The 15,237-nt window shown below is 43.9% G+C and carries 8 protein-coding genes and 1 tRNA gene; 5 read left to right on the top strand and 4 right to left on the bottom strand.

Translation table 11 applies throughout. The features are described from left to right. Nucleotides 1-51 precede the first annotated feature (51 nt). Nucleotides 52-1,602: an Rne/Rng family ribonuclease gene (locus WCM76_02845; protein MEI6764549.1), complete on the bottom strand. Its 1,551-nt coding sequence runs from the start codon at nt 1,600-1,602 to the stop codon at nt 52-54. A gap of 241 nt (nt 1,603-1,843) precedes the next feature. Beyond that, a complete protein-coding gene (locus tag WCM76_02840; protein MEI6764548.1) occupies nt 1,844-2,128 on the bottom strand; it encodes an HU family DNA-binding protein in 285 nt (94 codons plus the stop codon). Nucleotides 2,129-2,282: 154 nt separating this feature from the next. On the opposite strand from WCM76_02840, the gene mutY reads away from it, so the two are divergent. Next, nucleotides 2,283-3,347 (top strand): A/G-specific adenine glycosylase, encoded by a 1,065-nt coding sequence (gene mutY, locus WCM76_02835; protein MEI6764547.1) that lies wholly within the window; start codon nt 2,283-2,285, stop codon nt 3,345-3,347. On the opposite strand, the gene WCM76_02830 is transcribed toward mutY, so the two are convergent. Then, the gene (locus WCM76_02830) at nt 3,342-3,899 is read right to left on the bottom strand and encodes an isoprenylcysteine carboxylmethyltransferase family protein (GenBank protein MEI6764546.1); all 558 of its coding nucleotides are present in this window, start codon (nt 3,897-3,899) and stop codon (nt 3,342-3,344) included. The two genes, mutY and WCM76_02830, sit on opposite strands and share 6 nt — an antisense overlap. A 215-nt stretch (nt 3,900-4,114) precedes the next feature. On the opposite strand from WCM76_02830, the gene WCM76_02825 reads away from it, so the two are divergent. The 4 genes from WCM76_02825 to WCM76_02810 all read left to right on the top strand — a co-directional run bounded on the left by WCM76_02825 (nt 4,115) and on the right by WCM76_02810 (nt 13,456). Beyond that, nucleotides 4,115-7,621, top strand: coding sequence for a C25 family cysteine peptidase (locus WCM76_02825; GenBank protein ID MEI6764545.1), 3,507 nt, complete (start codon nt 4,115-4,117; stop codon nt 7,619-7,621). Between the two features lie 53 nt (nt 7,622-7,674). After that, nucleotides 7,675-11,418, top strand: a complete 3,744-nt coding sequence (locus WCM76_02820; protein MEI6764544.1) for a C25 family cysteine peptidase — start codon at nt 7,675-7,677, stop codon at nt 11,416-11,418. Nucleotides 11,419-11,569: 151 nt separating this feature from the next. Then, entirely contained in the window at nt 11,570-13,279 is a 1,710-nt protein-coding gene (locus tag WCM76_02815; protein MEI6764543.1) for a glutamine--tRNA ligase/YqeY domain fusion protein, read from the top strand. Between the two features lie 104 nt (nt 13,280-13,383). Then, nucleotides 13,384-13,456: transfer RNA gene (locus WCM76_02810), tRNA-Gln, on the top strand. 194 nt (nt 13,457-13,650) lie between these two features. On the opposite strand, the gene WCM76_02805 is transcribed toward WCM76_02810, so the two are convergent. Then, on the bottom strand, nt 13,651-15,168 hold the full coding sequence (locus tag WCM76_02805) for a LamG-like jellyroll fold domain-containing protein (GenBank protein MEI6764542.1): 1,518 nt from the start codon (nt 15,166-15,168) through the stop codon (nt 13,651-13,653). Nucleotides 15,169-15,237 lie beyond the last annotated feature (69 nt).

Raw genomic sequence — 15,237 nt, 5'->3', positions numbered from 1 at the left:
CATCCGGTCAAAGAAAGTACATGAAAAAAGGGAAGAAGAATATCGGAAATCTTACAGTTTTATCTCGTCGCCTTTACCATTAAAAAAATGGTATTCGAGGAAATGATACGTGCTGTCTGAGCTGATACCGATCCACTTGTGGAAACGGCGGTACCATTTCCAGCGGCGTGTGAAAAATCCCCGCATAATAAAAGCGTAAACGTAGGGATGCACCACGAGTTTGAGCTTCACCTCATTTTGTTCATCGATGAGATAACGGATATGATTCTCAATTTCGTCGAGCAGGGTGATGCTGGCTTTAATTTCGCCTGTTCCTTCGCAAACGGGGCATTTCTCAAGTATTTTCACGCTGGTCTCGGGGCGGACCCTTTGTCTGGTGATTTGAACAAGCCCGAATTTACTCGGCGGTAAAATGGTGTGTTTTGAATTATCCGTGAGCATTTCTTCACGGAGTTTATCAAAGAGTATGCGCCTGTTTGTGGCAAGGTGCATATCAATAAAGTCGATGACAATGATGCCGCCCATATCGCGAAGCCTGAGCTGGCGTGCAATTTCTGTTGCAGCATCCATGTTAACGGCAAGTGCGTTGGCTTCCTGATTGATCTGGTTATTCATGCGATGACCGCTGTTCACGTCAACAACATGCATGGCTTCGGTATGCTCAATAATGATATAGACACCATTTTTAAGGGTCACTTTTTTGCCAAACAGGTTTCGTATCTGCTTGTCAACGCCGAAATGCTCAAAAATGGGTGTTTTAGACTTGTGTAATTTTACAATGTCTGTTTTATCGGGTGCAATGGTGCGCACGTAGCTTTTAAGCTCATCGTACAAATCCTGATCGTTCACGTAAATGGAGTTGAACGATTCGTTGAGCAGGTCGCGTAAAATAGCTGATGACCTATCCATTTCGCTCAGAACTTTGCGTGGAGGATGTGCCTGAGGAAGCCTTCCGATAAGGTTATCCCATTTTTTAACCAGATCGTCCAGATCGCCAATCAGCTCGGCAACTTTTTTGTTTTGAGCAACGGTACGGATGATTACACCAAAATTCTTTGGTTTAATGCTGATCAGCAGCCTTTTGAGTCGGTTGCGTTCATCGTTGTTGCTGATTTTCTGTGATACTGATATTCTGTCTGAAAAAGGAACCAGAACGAGGTATCTGCCTGCAATGGCAAGTTCGCCCGTTATTCTCGGGCCTTTGCTGGATATCGGTTCTTTTGCAATCTGAACAAGGATATCCATATTCGCGGTTAAGATGTTTGATATCTTTCCGGATTTATCAATATCTTTTTCGAAGTTGAAGGTATCTTCTGAAATGCTGGGCTGTGCAGCAGATATGCAGCTACGGGTATACTTGAGCACCGAACGCACCTGAGGACCAAGGTCGAGGTAATGCAAAAAAGCGTCCTTTTCGTAGCCAACATCTACAAAGGCAGCGTTCAGTCCGGAAACAATTTTCTTTACTCTGCCGAGATAAACATCTCCGACAGAATAATTGTTATTATTCTTTTCCTTATGCAGCTCAACCAGTCTCTTTTCTTCAAGAAGGGCGATAGTGACCTCGGCAGGACCGGAGTCTATAATTAATTCCTTGTTCACGTTTATCCTTATTTCAGGAGGTGCAGCAAATAGTACATCTAAATCAGGATCGTCTATAAAAGTTTATTACACAGCGGGATTGCTGTGTAATAAACTAAAGGCAGATTTAAACGGCCAGATTATTTCTTTTTGTGTCTGTTCTTGCGCAAACGTTTTTTACGTTTGTGCGTTGCCATTTTATGTCTTTTTCTCTTTTTTCCGCTTGGCATGATAAGTTGTGTTTATGACGTAGAAAATAAAATTATTTAACGCTTTTCTTTACTTCGTTAGCAAATACTTTAGCAGGTTTGAATGCGGGAATATAATGCGCAGGAATAACAATGGTTGTATTCTTTGAAATATTCCGTCCGGTTTTCTGAGCACGTTTCTTAATGATAAAACTTCCAAAGCCTCTGAGGTAAACGTTTTCACCTTTTGCAAGTGAAGCTTTCATACATTCCATGAATGATTCAACAGTTGCCTGAACGGCAACTTTTTCAATTCCTGTTTTGTTAGCGATTTCTGCTACAATTTCTGCTTTTGTCATTTCTAAAAAATTTAAGTGGTTATAAGTTCGTTCTTTATCTTTTTTATATACCGTATTCTAACCGGGCTGCAAATATAAACTTATTTTCGTTCAAAAAAAGTAATTTTACGTTTTTTTTCATCTAAAGCCCTCAAAATAAATTTGTTCATTAAATATGAAAATAATCCATACTACATTTATTTTATGGTATAATAAGCATAAACGCAGCCTGCCCTGGCGACTGACAAACGACCCTTATAAAATTTGGGTTTCGGAAATTATTTTACAGCAAACACGTGTCGACCAGGGACTTGCATATTATAACAGGTTTATTGAAGCCTTTCCCGACGTTTTTTCACTGGCAGATGCCGGCGAAGAGCAGGTGCTTAAATGCTGGCAGGGACTTGGTTATTATTCCCGTGCCCGGAATATGCACCACGCTGCTCAACAAATAGTGGCAGACTATAATGGCCGCTTTCCGGATACACATGAAGAAATAATTAAACTCAAAGGCATTGGCGAATATACAGCTGCCGCAATCTTATCCATCGCATTTAATAAGGCATATCCTGTTGTTGACGGCAATGTTGTGCGCGTACTTTCACGCCTTTTTGGTATTGAAAAGGCATATGATACGGCCGATGGCAAAAAAGAAATTCTGCAACTTGCCACATCTATAATAAGCGATGACAATCCCGGCACATACAACCAGGCCGTGATGGAATTCGGAGCACTTTGCTGTACACCTCAAAAACCGGGCTGTTCAGATTGTGTCTTTAAAAAGAAATGCAAGGCTCTGGCGACTGGAACACCTGAAAACTTCCCGGTGAAAATGGTTAAAACAACAGTTACCGAACGGCACTATCTCTATTTTGTTATTACTTCCGGAAGCGGCAACTTAAAAAAAATATGCCTTCGCAAACGCACCACAGCCGGGATTTTGAAAAACCTATATGATTTCCCTTGCATTGAGTCCTTAATACCACTATATTTCAACAACATTTCCACACATCCAGAATTTCAGTCATTGTTTGGAAAAACAGCCGTTACATCTGGCAAATTAAGCACTGAATACCTTCATAAGCTGAGCCATATAAGCATGCACGTACGGTTTGTACAAATCCATCTTCCCAAAAAACTTCAAAAAGAAAATCTGGTTTGGGTTGCCTATAATGAAATCAAGCAATATCCCGTTCCGCGGCTGATAGAAAAATATCTTGCAGCGGCGTCCATTCTATAAATATCGACGTGTCCGTGATGTATACATGGTCCATTCGCTGCCGAAACGCTGCAACAGAAATTTTTCTTCGGACAGGGTCGTTCGGTAGTGAATGATTGTACCTATAATGGCTAAACAGAAGTTCAACGGGTCGGGAAAGTACATAAGTGATGCAAAGAACATCATAAAAACCGCAGCATAGATAGGATTACGGGAAAAGCGATACAAGCCTGAAGTGCGCAACGTTGTGCTTTCGTTGGGCAGCCCCATTTTAAGTGCGGTGCCCAGCTGAAAAAAAGAAATTACGAAAATCAGGATTGCCGGAATTAAAACAGCTGTAGCTGTCCATGATAAAAATTCAGGAACAGGAATATAGCCGATTGAAGGAAACACGGCTTTGAGAAGAAAAAAAAGCCAGCTGCCGAAAACACATATCTTGCCGAGAATGAACAGTGACTTTCTTAACGGTGGCTTCCCCATAAATTCATGACCACGCATCCGATGGCTGATGAGAACCCCCAAGAATGCAATTCCCAACACAATAAATGATGACAGTACAAAATACCGGTGCATACCAACAATTTGAGTTATTTACACAAATGTAAAGATAATCCGGTAATATTAATAATTGTCCTCAGCGTGATAACCGTCAAAGTTACCAGCCTGAAAAAGCTGTTATTTTCTAAAAATCAAGCCGTTAAACTTTTGTTAAGAAAAATTCACATCATTAGATACACATTGATTTTGTATCTTTATCCATTAATTCATATATTTCCCTAAACAGCGCTATGAAAAAATCTTTCACTTCAGGCATCGTGGTAACGATGATATTCTTTGTTCTAAGCACTTTTACACCCTCATTATTTGCAGGTAATCCGGAGAATAATACCGGTTTGAAAGTTACTGCAAATACTGATTATGGACTCACATTGGTAAATACGTTATCGGCAGACGATATTAAAACCATTAAAGTAAATACGAGCCGCGGTCTGTTCAGTGAACTGGTGATAAAAGATTTTGGAACCAGCATGATTATTGGGGAGCCCCGGCTTCCGGTACTTAAAAAACTGATTGAGATTCCGCAGGGCGCGAATGTTGTTGTCAAAATAAAGAATGCCATTTGGAAAACGTACAGTCTGAGCGACCTTCAGATACCGTTCGATGTGATGCCATCACAGCCGTCGCTGAGTAAAAGTGCCGATGTTAAAACTGTGCCTTTTAAATATAACGAAGCGCTTTACAGCCAGAACAATTTCCTTGAACGCAACACCGCAAGCGTTATTGAACTGGGCACCATGCGTGGCACGCGTCTGGGACGCTTAGAGATTTCGCCCGTACAATATAATCCGGCAGGCAGACTTATAAAAGTTTGCACGTCTATGGAAATTGAAATAACGTTTGAAAATGCCGATATTGCAGCAACGCAGGCTTTAAAAGCAAACACTTATTCTCCGTATTTTGAACCGGGATATTCGAAAATTCTTAACTATAAAAATGACCATTTAAAATCAAACCTGACTCAATACCCGGTAAAATATGTGATTGTTGCCGACCCGATGTTTCAGTCGGCACTGCAGCCCTTCATACAATGGAAAACAAAAAAAGGTTTTACTGTAATTGAAGCCTATACCAATAATCCATTGGTTGGAGCAACTACGACTTCTATCAAATCATATTTGCAGGGATTATACAATGCGGGAACGCCTTCAAGCCCTGCACCATCTTTTGTTCTGATTGTCGGAGATATTGCTCAGGTGCCCGCTTTTGCAGGTACTACCGGCACACACGTATCCGATTTGTATTATTGCGAATATACCGGCGATAAGCTGCCGGAACTTTATTATGGACGGTTTTCGGCAACTTCAGTTGCAGAATTGCAGCCCCAAATTGACAAGACGCTGGAGTACGAAAAATACCTGATGCCCCACCCGTCGTATCTTGATACCTGCGTGATGATAGCCGGTCAGGATCCGACTAACGGACCTACCTACGGCGACGGTCAGATTAATTACGGGACCGATACGTATTTCAATATGGCTCACGGCCTTTTTTCCCACACCTATCTTTATGCAGTTTCCGGAAGCAGTAGCTCACAAATTATTCAAAATGTCAGTACCGGTTGTGCTTACCTCAACTATACCGCGCATGGCGGGCCCGACGGATTTTCCAATCCCTCATTTACGGTAACCGATGTAAATTCGTTGACAAACAATCATAAATATGGTTTGCTTGTGGGCAATTGTTGTTTGACAAACAAATTTGATGAAACGGTTTGTTTCGGTGAAGCACTGCTGCGCGCCAGTGGTAAAGGCTCGGTGGGCTATATCGGTGGGTCAAACAGTACGTATTGGGATGAAGATTACTGGTGGGGTGTGGGCGCACGAACCTTTCCGTCAGGCAACCCACCCTTGCACGCAACTTACGATGCATCTGGCTTAGGTGCTTACGACAGAACGTTCCACGACCATGGCGAATCATTTGCACAATGGTTCACAACCCAAGGGCAAATGGTGGTTGCGGGCGATTTGGCAGTTATGCAGGCAGGTGGTTCATCTGACTACTACTGGGAAATTTATCACCTTATGGGCGACCCCTCATTGATGATTTATTATGGTGTTCCCGATGCTATGACGGTTGCGTATAATTCACTTATGCCGCTTGGTTCAACTAACTTTACCGTTACAACAAACGCGCCTTTTGCATATGCCGCGATTAGTAAAGCCGGTGTACTGTATGGCGCTGCACTTGCCGATACAAACGGTGTTGCAAACATCACGCTGTCGCCTATCGGCATCCCCGTCACAGCTGATGTAGTGGTAACCTGCCAGAACAGGCAACCTTATGTAGGCACTGTGGCTGTAGCATCTCCTGCCGGACCGTATGTTTTATACACAAAAAATCATCCGGTTGACCAAAGCGGATCAGACACAATTGTAGATAATAATGATACTATTAATCTCGACGTTACACTGAAGAATTTTGGTGCGGCAACCGCCAACGGTGTGAATGCCACAATTACATCAGCCGATGCTTTTATTGCCATCACTGATAATTCCCAAACCTATGGAGCCATTGCTTCGAACACATCATCAACACAAGCAGGAGCCTATGTTTTCAATGTTGCAGACGCAGTTCCCGATCAGCATATCGCACATTTCGACATCGCAATAAGCGATAATAACAGCAATTCATGGACATCTGATTTTGATTTAAAAGTGAATGCTCCGATTCTGGCAATCGGCAATTTCGCTATTGATGATGCGGCTCTGGGCAATGGGAACGGCTCACTTGACCATAGCGAAACCGTTGACATTATAATCAATACGCTGAATACCGGACATGCCGATGCACTGACAACACAGGGCGTATTGACAACCAACAGTCCGTATATCACTATAACCACCGGCACTCATAATTTCGGCACGCTGAATAAACTTTCCAATGCGGATGCTATTTTCACGCTTGACGTTTCACCTACAGTACCTGATACCGCTGTTGTTAAACTGACCTACACGGTGACTTCTGGAAGCCGCGTTGTTGCACTTGATTATTTTATTCCAATCGGGCAGGCCATGGAAGACTGGGAAACCGGTACTATGGCAAAATACCACTGGCAAACTTCAGGAAGCGCGCCATGGTCTGTCAGTAATGTGAATCCTTACGAAGGATTATACTGCAATAAATCGGGGACCATCAGCGATAATCAGCAGTCAGATTTATTTATTGCTATGAACGTGACCATGGCTGATACCATTTCATTTTTCCGTAAAGTATCGTGCGAGCAAGGCTCAGTTTATAGTGACTGGTGGGATTTTCTGGATTTCTCTATTGATGGTGTAAGCCAGCAACGCTGGGATGGTGAGCTTGGATGGGCAAAAGCCGAATTTCCTGTAACAACAGGCGCTCATACGTTCAAATGGTCGTATGTGAAAGATTACAGCACATCGAGCGGCAGTGACGCTGCATGGATTGACTTTATTATGTTTCCGCCGGTAATGGCCGTCAGCTCAATTGAAAAAAACGCGTTAAATACGGCAACCCGTTTAAGCTGTTACCCGAACCCCGCGCATGGAATTACAAGTCTGGAATTCAGCCTCGCGTCCGCATCGACGGTAAGTCTTAAAATATTTGATATCCGTGGCCGTGAAGTTCGTTCAATACTGAATAACCACACAAAGCAGGCCGGAACATACACCCTGCTGTTCGATGCTTCTCAATTTGAAGCGGGCATTTATTCAGTCGTTCTGGTAACAGATGATAAATCATTGAGTACAAAACTTGTTGTAATAAATTAATCTGGAATATTCTATAATTCAAATCCTGCGTTTCCCTAATCAAATTCATGTGTATGAAAAGATTTTTTATTGTATTGGCCATACTGGCAATTTCCGTGAGTGTAATGGCTCAGAGTTGGGTAAATATGGGTTCTGCAACACAGGAACCTGCAAAAATAAAACTCATCTCATCTAATATAACTACCTCCGTTTTTAAAATAAACCTGCGTGGGTTTTCACTTAATTCTGTCACAACGCCACAGGGAAATTCTGTAATTCCTGCCCTCGGAAATACAGGATATATTCAGCAGGCAGGTGCTCCCGACCTTCCGGTGGCATCGGCATCTCTTATTATCCCTGATTTGGGCAATATGACAATCAGCATTGTTTCATCAAATTATACCGATTTCCCGAATGTTGATATTGCACCATCGAAAGGTAATTTGCTGCGCACTATTGATCCGGCAAGTGTTCCCTATACTTATGGCGCAGTTTATTCTCAAAACAGTTTTTATCCCGGGAATCTGGTATCACTTAACGATCCTTATATTCTCAGGGATTTCAGGGGACAGGCTGCGATGATTTATCCATTCCAGTACAATCCGGTTACAAAAGTTTTAAGAGTGTATTCAGAAATTGTTGTTAAAATGGAATCTGCCGGTGGGCTGAGCGGAACAAATACTTTTAACCGCACAAAACAAATCACTGCCATCGACACCGAATTTAAGAACGTGTACGATTCACACTTCCTGAATTACAAGCAAAATCCGAAATACACAGCACTTGGCGAGCATGGTAAAATGCTGGTGGTTTGCTATGATGCATTTATGAGCGACATGCAGCCTTTTGTAGACTGGAAAAATGACGAGGGCGTCCCAACAGAAATGGTAAGTGTAACAACTGCCGGCGGAACAGCTACAAATATTAAAACTTATGTTACGAATTATTACAACACCAACGGTCTTACCTTTTTATTGCTTGTGGGCGATGCCGCACAGCTCCCCACATTTACCGTTGCCGGCGGAGGCTCCGACCCTACCTATGGTTACCTTGTCGGGAACGATCATTTTCAGGAAATTTTTGTAGGTCGTTTTTCTGCTGAGAATGCTGCACAGGTCACAACTCAGGTGAACCGCAGCATTTCATACGAGCTTACGCCAACCATGACTCCGGGCAAATTCAACCATTGCACAGCGATTGGTTCCGATCAGGGACCGGGCGATAATAATGAATATGATTACCAGCATCAGCAGGTGATTCTTGCCAAGCTTATGAACTATACATATACTGCCGAAACGGCCTTGTTCGACGGTACGCAGGCGTCGCCCGACGCTGCCGGAAATCCCACACCCGCCATGGTAACAGCCGATGTAAATGCGGGAACGGGCATCATCACCTATACAGGACATGGTGCTGATAATGCCTGGGGAACGACAGGTTTCGCCAATACCGATGTGACCAGCCTTACTAATACAAGCATGTGGCCATTTATTTTATCGGTTGCCTGTGTGAACGGTAATTTCACAGCAGGAACCTGCTTTGCCGAAGCATGGATGCGATACACTTACAACGGTCTGCCCGCCGGTGCTGTCGCAACCTTTATGTCGAGTATCAATCAAAGCTGGAACCCGCCGATGGCTTCGCAAGACGAGTCGGTGAGTATACTCACCGAGGCTTATACCAATAACATCAAACGCACTTATGGCGGCATCTGTGTGAACGGAAATCTTAAAATGAATGATTTGTATTCAGATTATAATATGACGGACACATGGCACATTTTCGGCGACCCGTCATTGATGGTACGTACCGCCAACCCCATGAGCATGACCGTAACCCACAGCCCGCAAATTAATCTTGGAGAAACAAGTCTCGCGGTGAATTGCAACGTTGAAGGCGCACTCGTATGTCTTACTATTCATCATCAGATTATTGGAACTGCTTATGTTGTGGGAGGTATTGCCAATATTACCTTCCCTGCACAAATGAATCCTGACACAATTCTGGTAACCGCCACGGCATTCAACTATGTTCCCTATCAGGGCGATGTTTACATAATTGCCGCTACATTTCCGAATGACGCACAAACAGCGCAGATTATAGAGCCCGCATCGGTTTATTCATGCTCAGGACTATCGGTACTGCCAACAGTAGTTCTTCGTAATTTAGGTACAACGGCACTTACAAATTGTACGCTGTACTGCAATTACGACGGCGTGATTACGTCTCAGTCGTGGAGCGGAAATCTGGCACAATATGCAACTGACACTGTGATTTTTCAGGCAATAACACTCACAACAGGTGCTCACCTGATTAAAACATATACGTCGCTGCCTAACGGTGTGAGCGATGATAATACGAATAACGACAGTCTGCAGCGGAGTATTACAGTCAATAATGCAGTGGTGAGTGCGGGTTTTACTGCCGATATCACCAGCACTTGTCAGGCACCTGCAAGCGTTCAATTTACAAATACCAGTGCCAATGCCCTTTCCTATTCATGGGATTTTGGTGACGGCAGCACCGGGACCGATGCAAATCCTGCACATGATTATTTAACCCTGGGCACATACACAGTTGTACTTACGGCCTCGGCCGGTGTGTGCGGAGATGACACAGAAACACTGATTGATTATATCACAGTCGGCGCAGAACCTCCCGTAACTTCTGATACTTCATTCTGCGTTTCAGGCATTGCAGTTTTAAACGCATCAGGCAACGGAAGCTTAACATGGTATGATGCGGCTACCGGAGGCAATATTCTGACAACGGGAACAACATATACTACCCCAACTCTCACTTCTACCACAACCTATTATGTTGAAAATTCAGTTGTTTCAGCCCCTGCATATGTTGGGAACCCAGACACCAACTCTAACGGAACAATGTTTAATAATAACAGCACCTATGGTGAAATTTTTGACTGTTATACACCATTAACACTCGTTTCTGTTCTGGTAAATGCACAAACTACTGCCAGCAGAACAATCACTTTAGTGAATAGTGGTGGCACTACCTTACAAACGGCCACGGTTAATATTCCTGCCGGGATGAGCCGCGTCACACTGAACTTTGCGATACCCGCCGATACAGGTCTTCAACTGCTCTGTTCTACCTATCCCAATATGTACCGAAATACAACCAACCTTGCGTATCCTTACGTACTTCCGGGTTACATAAGTATTAACCGAAGCAATGCAGGAGGTGGAAATGCCTATTTGCGTTATTATTATTTCTATGACTGGGAACTTCAAACCCCTAATTGCGTAAGTGCAAGGATTCCCGCGATTGTGAATGTAAGTTCTAATACTCCTTCGGCTGCCTTTATTTCAAATATAACAGGCCATACTGCCACGTTTACCGACCAGTCGACCAATGCTGCATCATGGCTGTGGTATTTCGGCGATGGCAATACCAGCACACTGCAAAACCCTGCACATACCTACGCAACCGACGGCGCTTATACGATTAAAGAAGTCGTATATAACGGCTGTGGCGCCGACAGCATCACACAGAATATTGAAATAAACACCGCAGGCATTAAGCACAATGCATCATCACAGAATATCAGCATATACCCAAATCCGGCAAACGGACAGGTTTATGTCAGTGTTACATCGAGTGATAATGCTGTGGAAATTCTGCTGTATGATGTTACCGGTAAACAGGTTTTTGCAAGAGCAGAAACCGGTGTTTCACTTGATGGTGCAACTACTCACGTGCTTGATGTAAGTCGACTGCGGAATGGCCTGTATTTTATGGTTATCCGGACAGGAGAAACGGTAATGACAAAGAAATTGGTAATTGCCGGAAAATAATTTCGCTATAGCTTAAAAGCTCGTCAATACCCCGTTTGTGAAGGAAAACAAAGGGTAAAAAAATCCTGCTTTGTGTTGCGAAACTGCCGCTGCTGTCCAAATTATGTCGTGAAATTTGTAACTTTGTTGCTGAAAAATATTTGAAATTATTATGAACGATAACGAAAATAAGCCCGTCGAGAACAAGCCATCACTGCATTTTATACAGCAGATTATTGAGGAGGATATCCGTTCAGAGAAACATCAGAAACGAGTTCATACAAGATTTCCGCCCGAGCCCAACGGTTATCTTCACATCGGTCATGCAAAATCAATCTGTCTGAATTTTGGTTTGGCAAAACAGTACAACGGATTGTGCAACCTCAGGTTTGATGACACCAACCCCACCAAAGAAGATGTGGAATATGTGAACTCCATTAAAGAAGATGTGCGTTGGTTGGGATTTGACTGGGACGATCGTGAATTTTATGCTTCTGATTATTTTGAAACCATTTATCAATACGCCGTAACACTGATAAAAAAAGGCAAGGCTTATGTGTGCGACCAGACGGGTGAAGAAATGGCCGCAGCACGCGGCACAGTGAATACGCCGGGCACCGAAAGCCCTTTCCGGGAACGCAGCATTGAAGAGAATCTCGATTTATTTAACCGCATGCGTAAAGGTGAATTTGCCGATGGGGCAAAAACACTGCGCGCTAAAATTGACATGGCATCGTCCAACATGCTGTTCCGCGATCCGGTGCTGTACCGCATTCTTCATGCCGAACACCATCGCACCGGGAACACCTGGTGTATTTACCCTATGTATGATTTTGCACACGGACAGTGCGACTCCATTGAAGGCATCACACATTCCATCTGCACACTTGAATTTGAAGTACACCGCCCGTTATATGACTGGTTTATTAAAGAACTCGATATCTATGCACCGCAGCAAATAGAATTTGCGCGCCTCAACCTCAGCTATACGGTAATGAGCAAACGCAAGCTGCTGCAGCTGGTTCAGGAAAACATTGTGAACGGGTGGGACGACCCGCGTATGCCTACCATCAGCGGACTTCGCAGGCGCGGTTACACGCCCGAATCGTTGCGAAATTTTGCAGAAATCATTGGCGTGGCTCGTCGCGATAACGTAATCGAATATGCGTTGCTGGAGCATTGCCTGCGCGAAGACCTTAACAAAAAGGCACAGCGCATCATGGCGGTACTCAATCCGCTGAAGCTCGTTATAACAAATTATCCTGAAAACGAGAGCGAAGAATTTGAGGCATTGAACAATCCTGAAAATCCTGAACAGGGCAACCGCAGAATACCATTTTCGAAAGTGCTGTATATTGAGCAGGACGACTTTATGGAAACCCCGCCGCCGAAGTACTTCCGGCTTACTCCGGGCAATGAGGTGCGTCTGAAATATGCATGCATTGTACGTTGTACGGATGTTATCAAAGATGCAGAAGGAAATATTACAGAAGTTCACTGCACTTATGACCCCGACAGCCGCACCGGACTGCCGGGGAGTAACCGCAAAGTAAAAGGCACCATTCACTGGGTTTCGGCCCGGCATGCCGTTGAATCGGAAACACGCATATATGAGCAGTTATTCGCGAAAGAAAACCCCGAAGATGTTCCCGAAGGCGTTGATTTTAAGGTGAATATGAATCCGGCATCGCTAAAAGTGGTAACAGCCTTTGCAGAACCGCATATTAAGAACTTTTCAGCCGGAGCCAGATTGCAGTTTGAGCGGGTTGGATATTTCTGTGTGGATAGCGACACAACAGCGGATAAATTTGTGTTAAACCGTACCGTAACCCTAAAAAGTGCCTGGACAAACATTCAGGATGCCGGAAAAAAGGGTAAGTAATTGACGAATTACATATAAGAACCACTATCTGCCAGGCATTTAAAAAAAAGGCAACTTTTTTCGCCGCAGCAAATAAAAGTTTTATATTTTTGCAGCGGTTTTATTGTCCCGTGGTGTAACTGGCAACACGTCTGATTCTGGATCAGAAGAGTCTAGGTTCGACCCCTAGCGGGACAACATGGCAAGAGCCGCACGAAAGTGTGGCTCTTTTTTTTATCCTGCATCCAGGGGGAGAAGCCTGTCCGCCTTCGGCGGAACCCCTAGCGGGACAACAAGGAAAAGCGCTGCATTTGCAACGCTTTTTTTTTATTAAAGACCAATCATTGTGTTCGGTTCTTGAAAAACCGGCTCCAAGAAGCACTTAGCAAACCCTATTGCTTAATAAATTTCTTAACTGACGTGTTGATGCCGTCAGATAATGTAAGCACATATATTCCGCTTGCACAGCCGTTAAGTTCCATCTCAGTTTTTTCACCGGTGATTGTTTTCTGCAGAATCAACTGTCCCTGCATATTGTAAATGGACGCTTTTGCACAACCTTTGAATGCAGGCACTTCAAGGGTTATTTTATCTTCAGCCGGATTTGGATAAACGCTCATCGTTGAAGTTCCGGCAAGCGGCATGTCTGTTGATAATAATAACTGTGCTATTTCATCATGGCTTAACTCACATTTGAATATTTTCACATCGTCGATGCTGCCCTTCAGAAAGCGCGTATGAAGCCTGTTACAAGCAAGGTGAGCCGCGGAACATCCCCCGGTAGAATGAGACACACTGTTGTTGACTATAGAATCAAACAGCACACCATTGATATAGAATTTCAGCCAAACCGGTCCTGCCGTAAGTGCAAGATGGTACCAGGTATTTATTGATTTCTCAGGAGAGAATATCGAGTTAACTCCCACTCCTACCACAAGCTGGTTGTTACCGCCGCTGCTTGTTGAGTTGATTCCCGTTCCTCCGTACTGGGTAAGGTCGTGATCGCTTGAATAAATCAGGCCCATATCGGATGAAAAAGTGTCCAGTTTAACCCAAAGGCTGATTGTCTTTACCGGAATATCAAAATCAGAGCCGAGGTCGATGTAATCAGACGTTCCATTGAAATGCAGTGCTGTGTTGGGAATGCCGTTGTGACCCGGTACCAGGGTTGCGCCATGCAAGGTTCCGTTATAACCAAAACCACCAATATCATAAGCATTTCCATCAAGCGGATAATCAGCCAGCAAGCAGGTTTCTACACCATTATATATAGAATCAATGGTAGAAGCATCGAGCGCGCAATCAAAAATCATCACGTCATCCATCACACCATTGTAAAAGCGACTGATAAGCCTGTTGCAGCCTAAATGTGCATTGGTTGGTCCTCCAGTAGAATGTGTAAAACTATTGTTGGGCAAAGAATCAACCAGCGAACCGTTCAGATAATATTTAACCCATGACGTACTTACACTGAGGGCCATATGATACCACACACCGGTAAGGGTATTCGGGCTGGCAATGGAATTTGCACCAACGCCCACAACTATTTCATTTGTACCTGAATTATTCCAGGTGTTCAAACCGGTCCCACCATAAACCATTGCGGCGTGGTCGGTCGAAAACACCAGCCCCATATTGGTAGAATAGCTATTGACCTTTACCCAGGCGCAGATAGTACGCTGCTGAAGGTCAAAATCCGTCGGAAGTTCAATGTAATCTGATGTACCGTTGAATAACAATGCTGATGCAGGATTTCCGAAACGATTGGCTGCGGGAGTTGTTCCATGCAAGGTGCCGCCATAACCATGACCGCTGATATCAGCAGCATTGCCGTCCAGAGTATAATGGGCTATCAGGCAACCCATTTGACCGTGAGCATTTATTGCTACTACAGAAAAAGCAAGTGCCATGATGAACCAATGTAATGGGCACCTCTATAAACTACTTTTTTGATGCCGCTATTTGACACAAATGTAATA

Source organism: Bacteroidota bacterium, assembly GCA_037133915.1.
GTDB lineage: Bacteria > Bacteroidota > Bacteroidia > Bacteroidales > CAIWKO01 > JBAXND01.
This window is presented reverse-complemented; position numbering and strand designations above follow the sequence as displayed.

What these genes read in the sequence shown, in the direction of transcription:
- WCM76_02840 (MEI6764548.1), bottom strand. Translation starts at nt 2,128, where the DNA reads ATGACAAAAGCAGAAATTGTAGCAGAAATCGCTAACAAAACAGGAATT.
- mutY (MEI6764547.1), top strand. Translation starts at nt 2,283, where the DNA reads ATGAAAATAATCCATACTACATTTATTTTATGGTATAATAAGCATAAA.
- WCM76_02830 (MEI6764546.1), bottom strand. Translation starts at nt 3,899, where the DNA reads ATGCACCGGTATTTTGTACTGTCATCATTTATTGTGTTGGGAATTGCA.
- WCM76_02825 (MEI6764545.1), top strand. Translation starts at nt 4,115, where the DNA reads ATGAAAAAATCTTTCACTTCAGGCATCGTGGTAACGATGATATTCTTT.
- WCM76_02820 (MEI6764544.1), top strand. Translation starts at nt 7,675, where the DNA reads ATGAAAAGATTTTTTATTGTATTGGCCATACTGGCAATTTCCGTGAGT.
- WCM76_02815 (MEI6764543.1), top strand. Translation starts at nt 11,570, where the DNA reads ATGAACGATAACGAAAATAAGCCCGTCGAGAACAAGCCATCACTGCAT.
- WCM76_02805 (MEI6764542.1), bottom strand. Translation starts at nt 15,168, where the DNA reads ATGGCACTTGCTTTTTCTGTAGTAGCAATAAATGCTCACGGTCAAATG.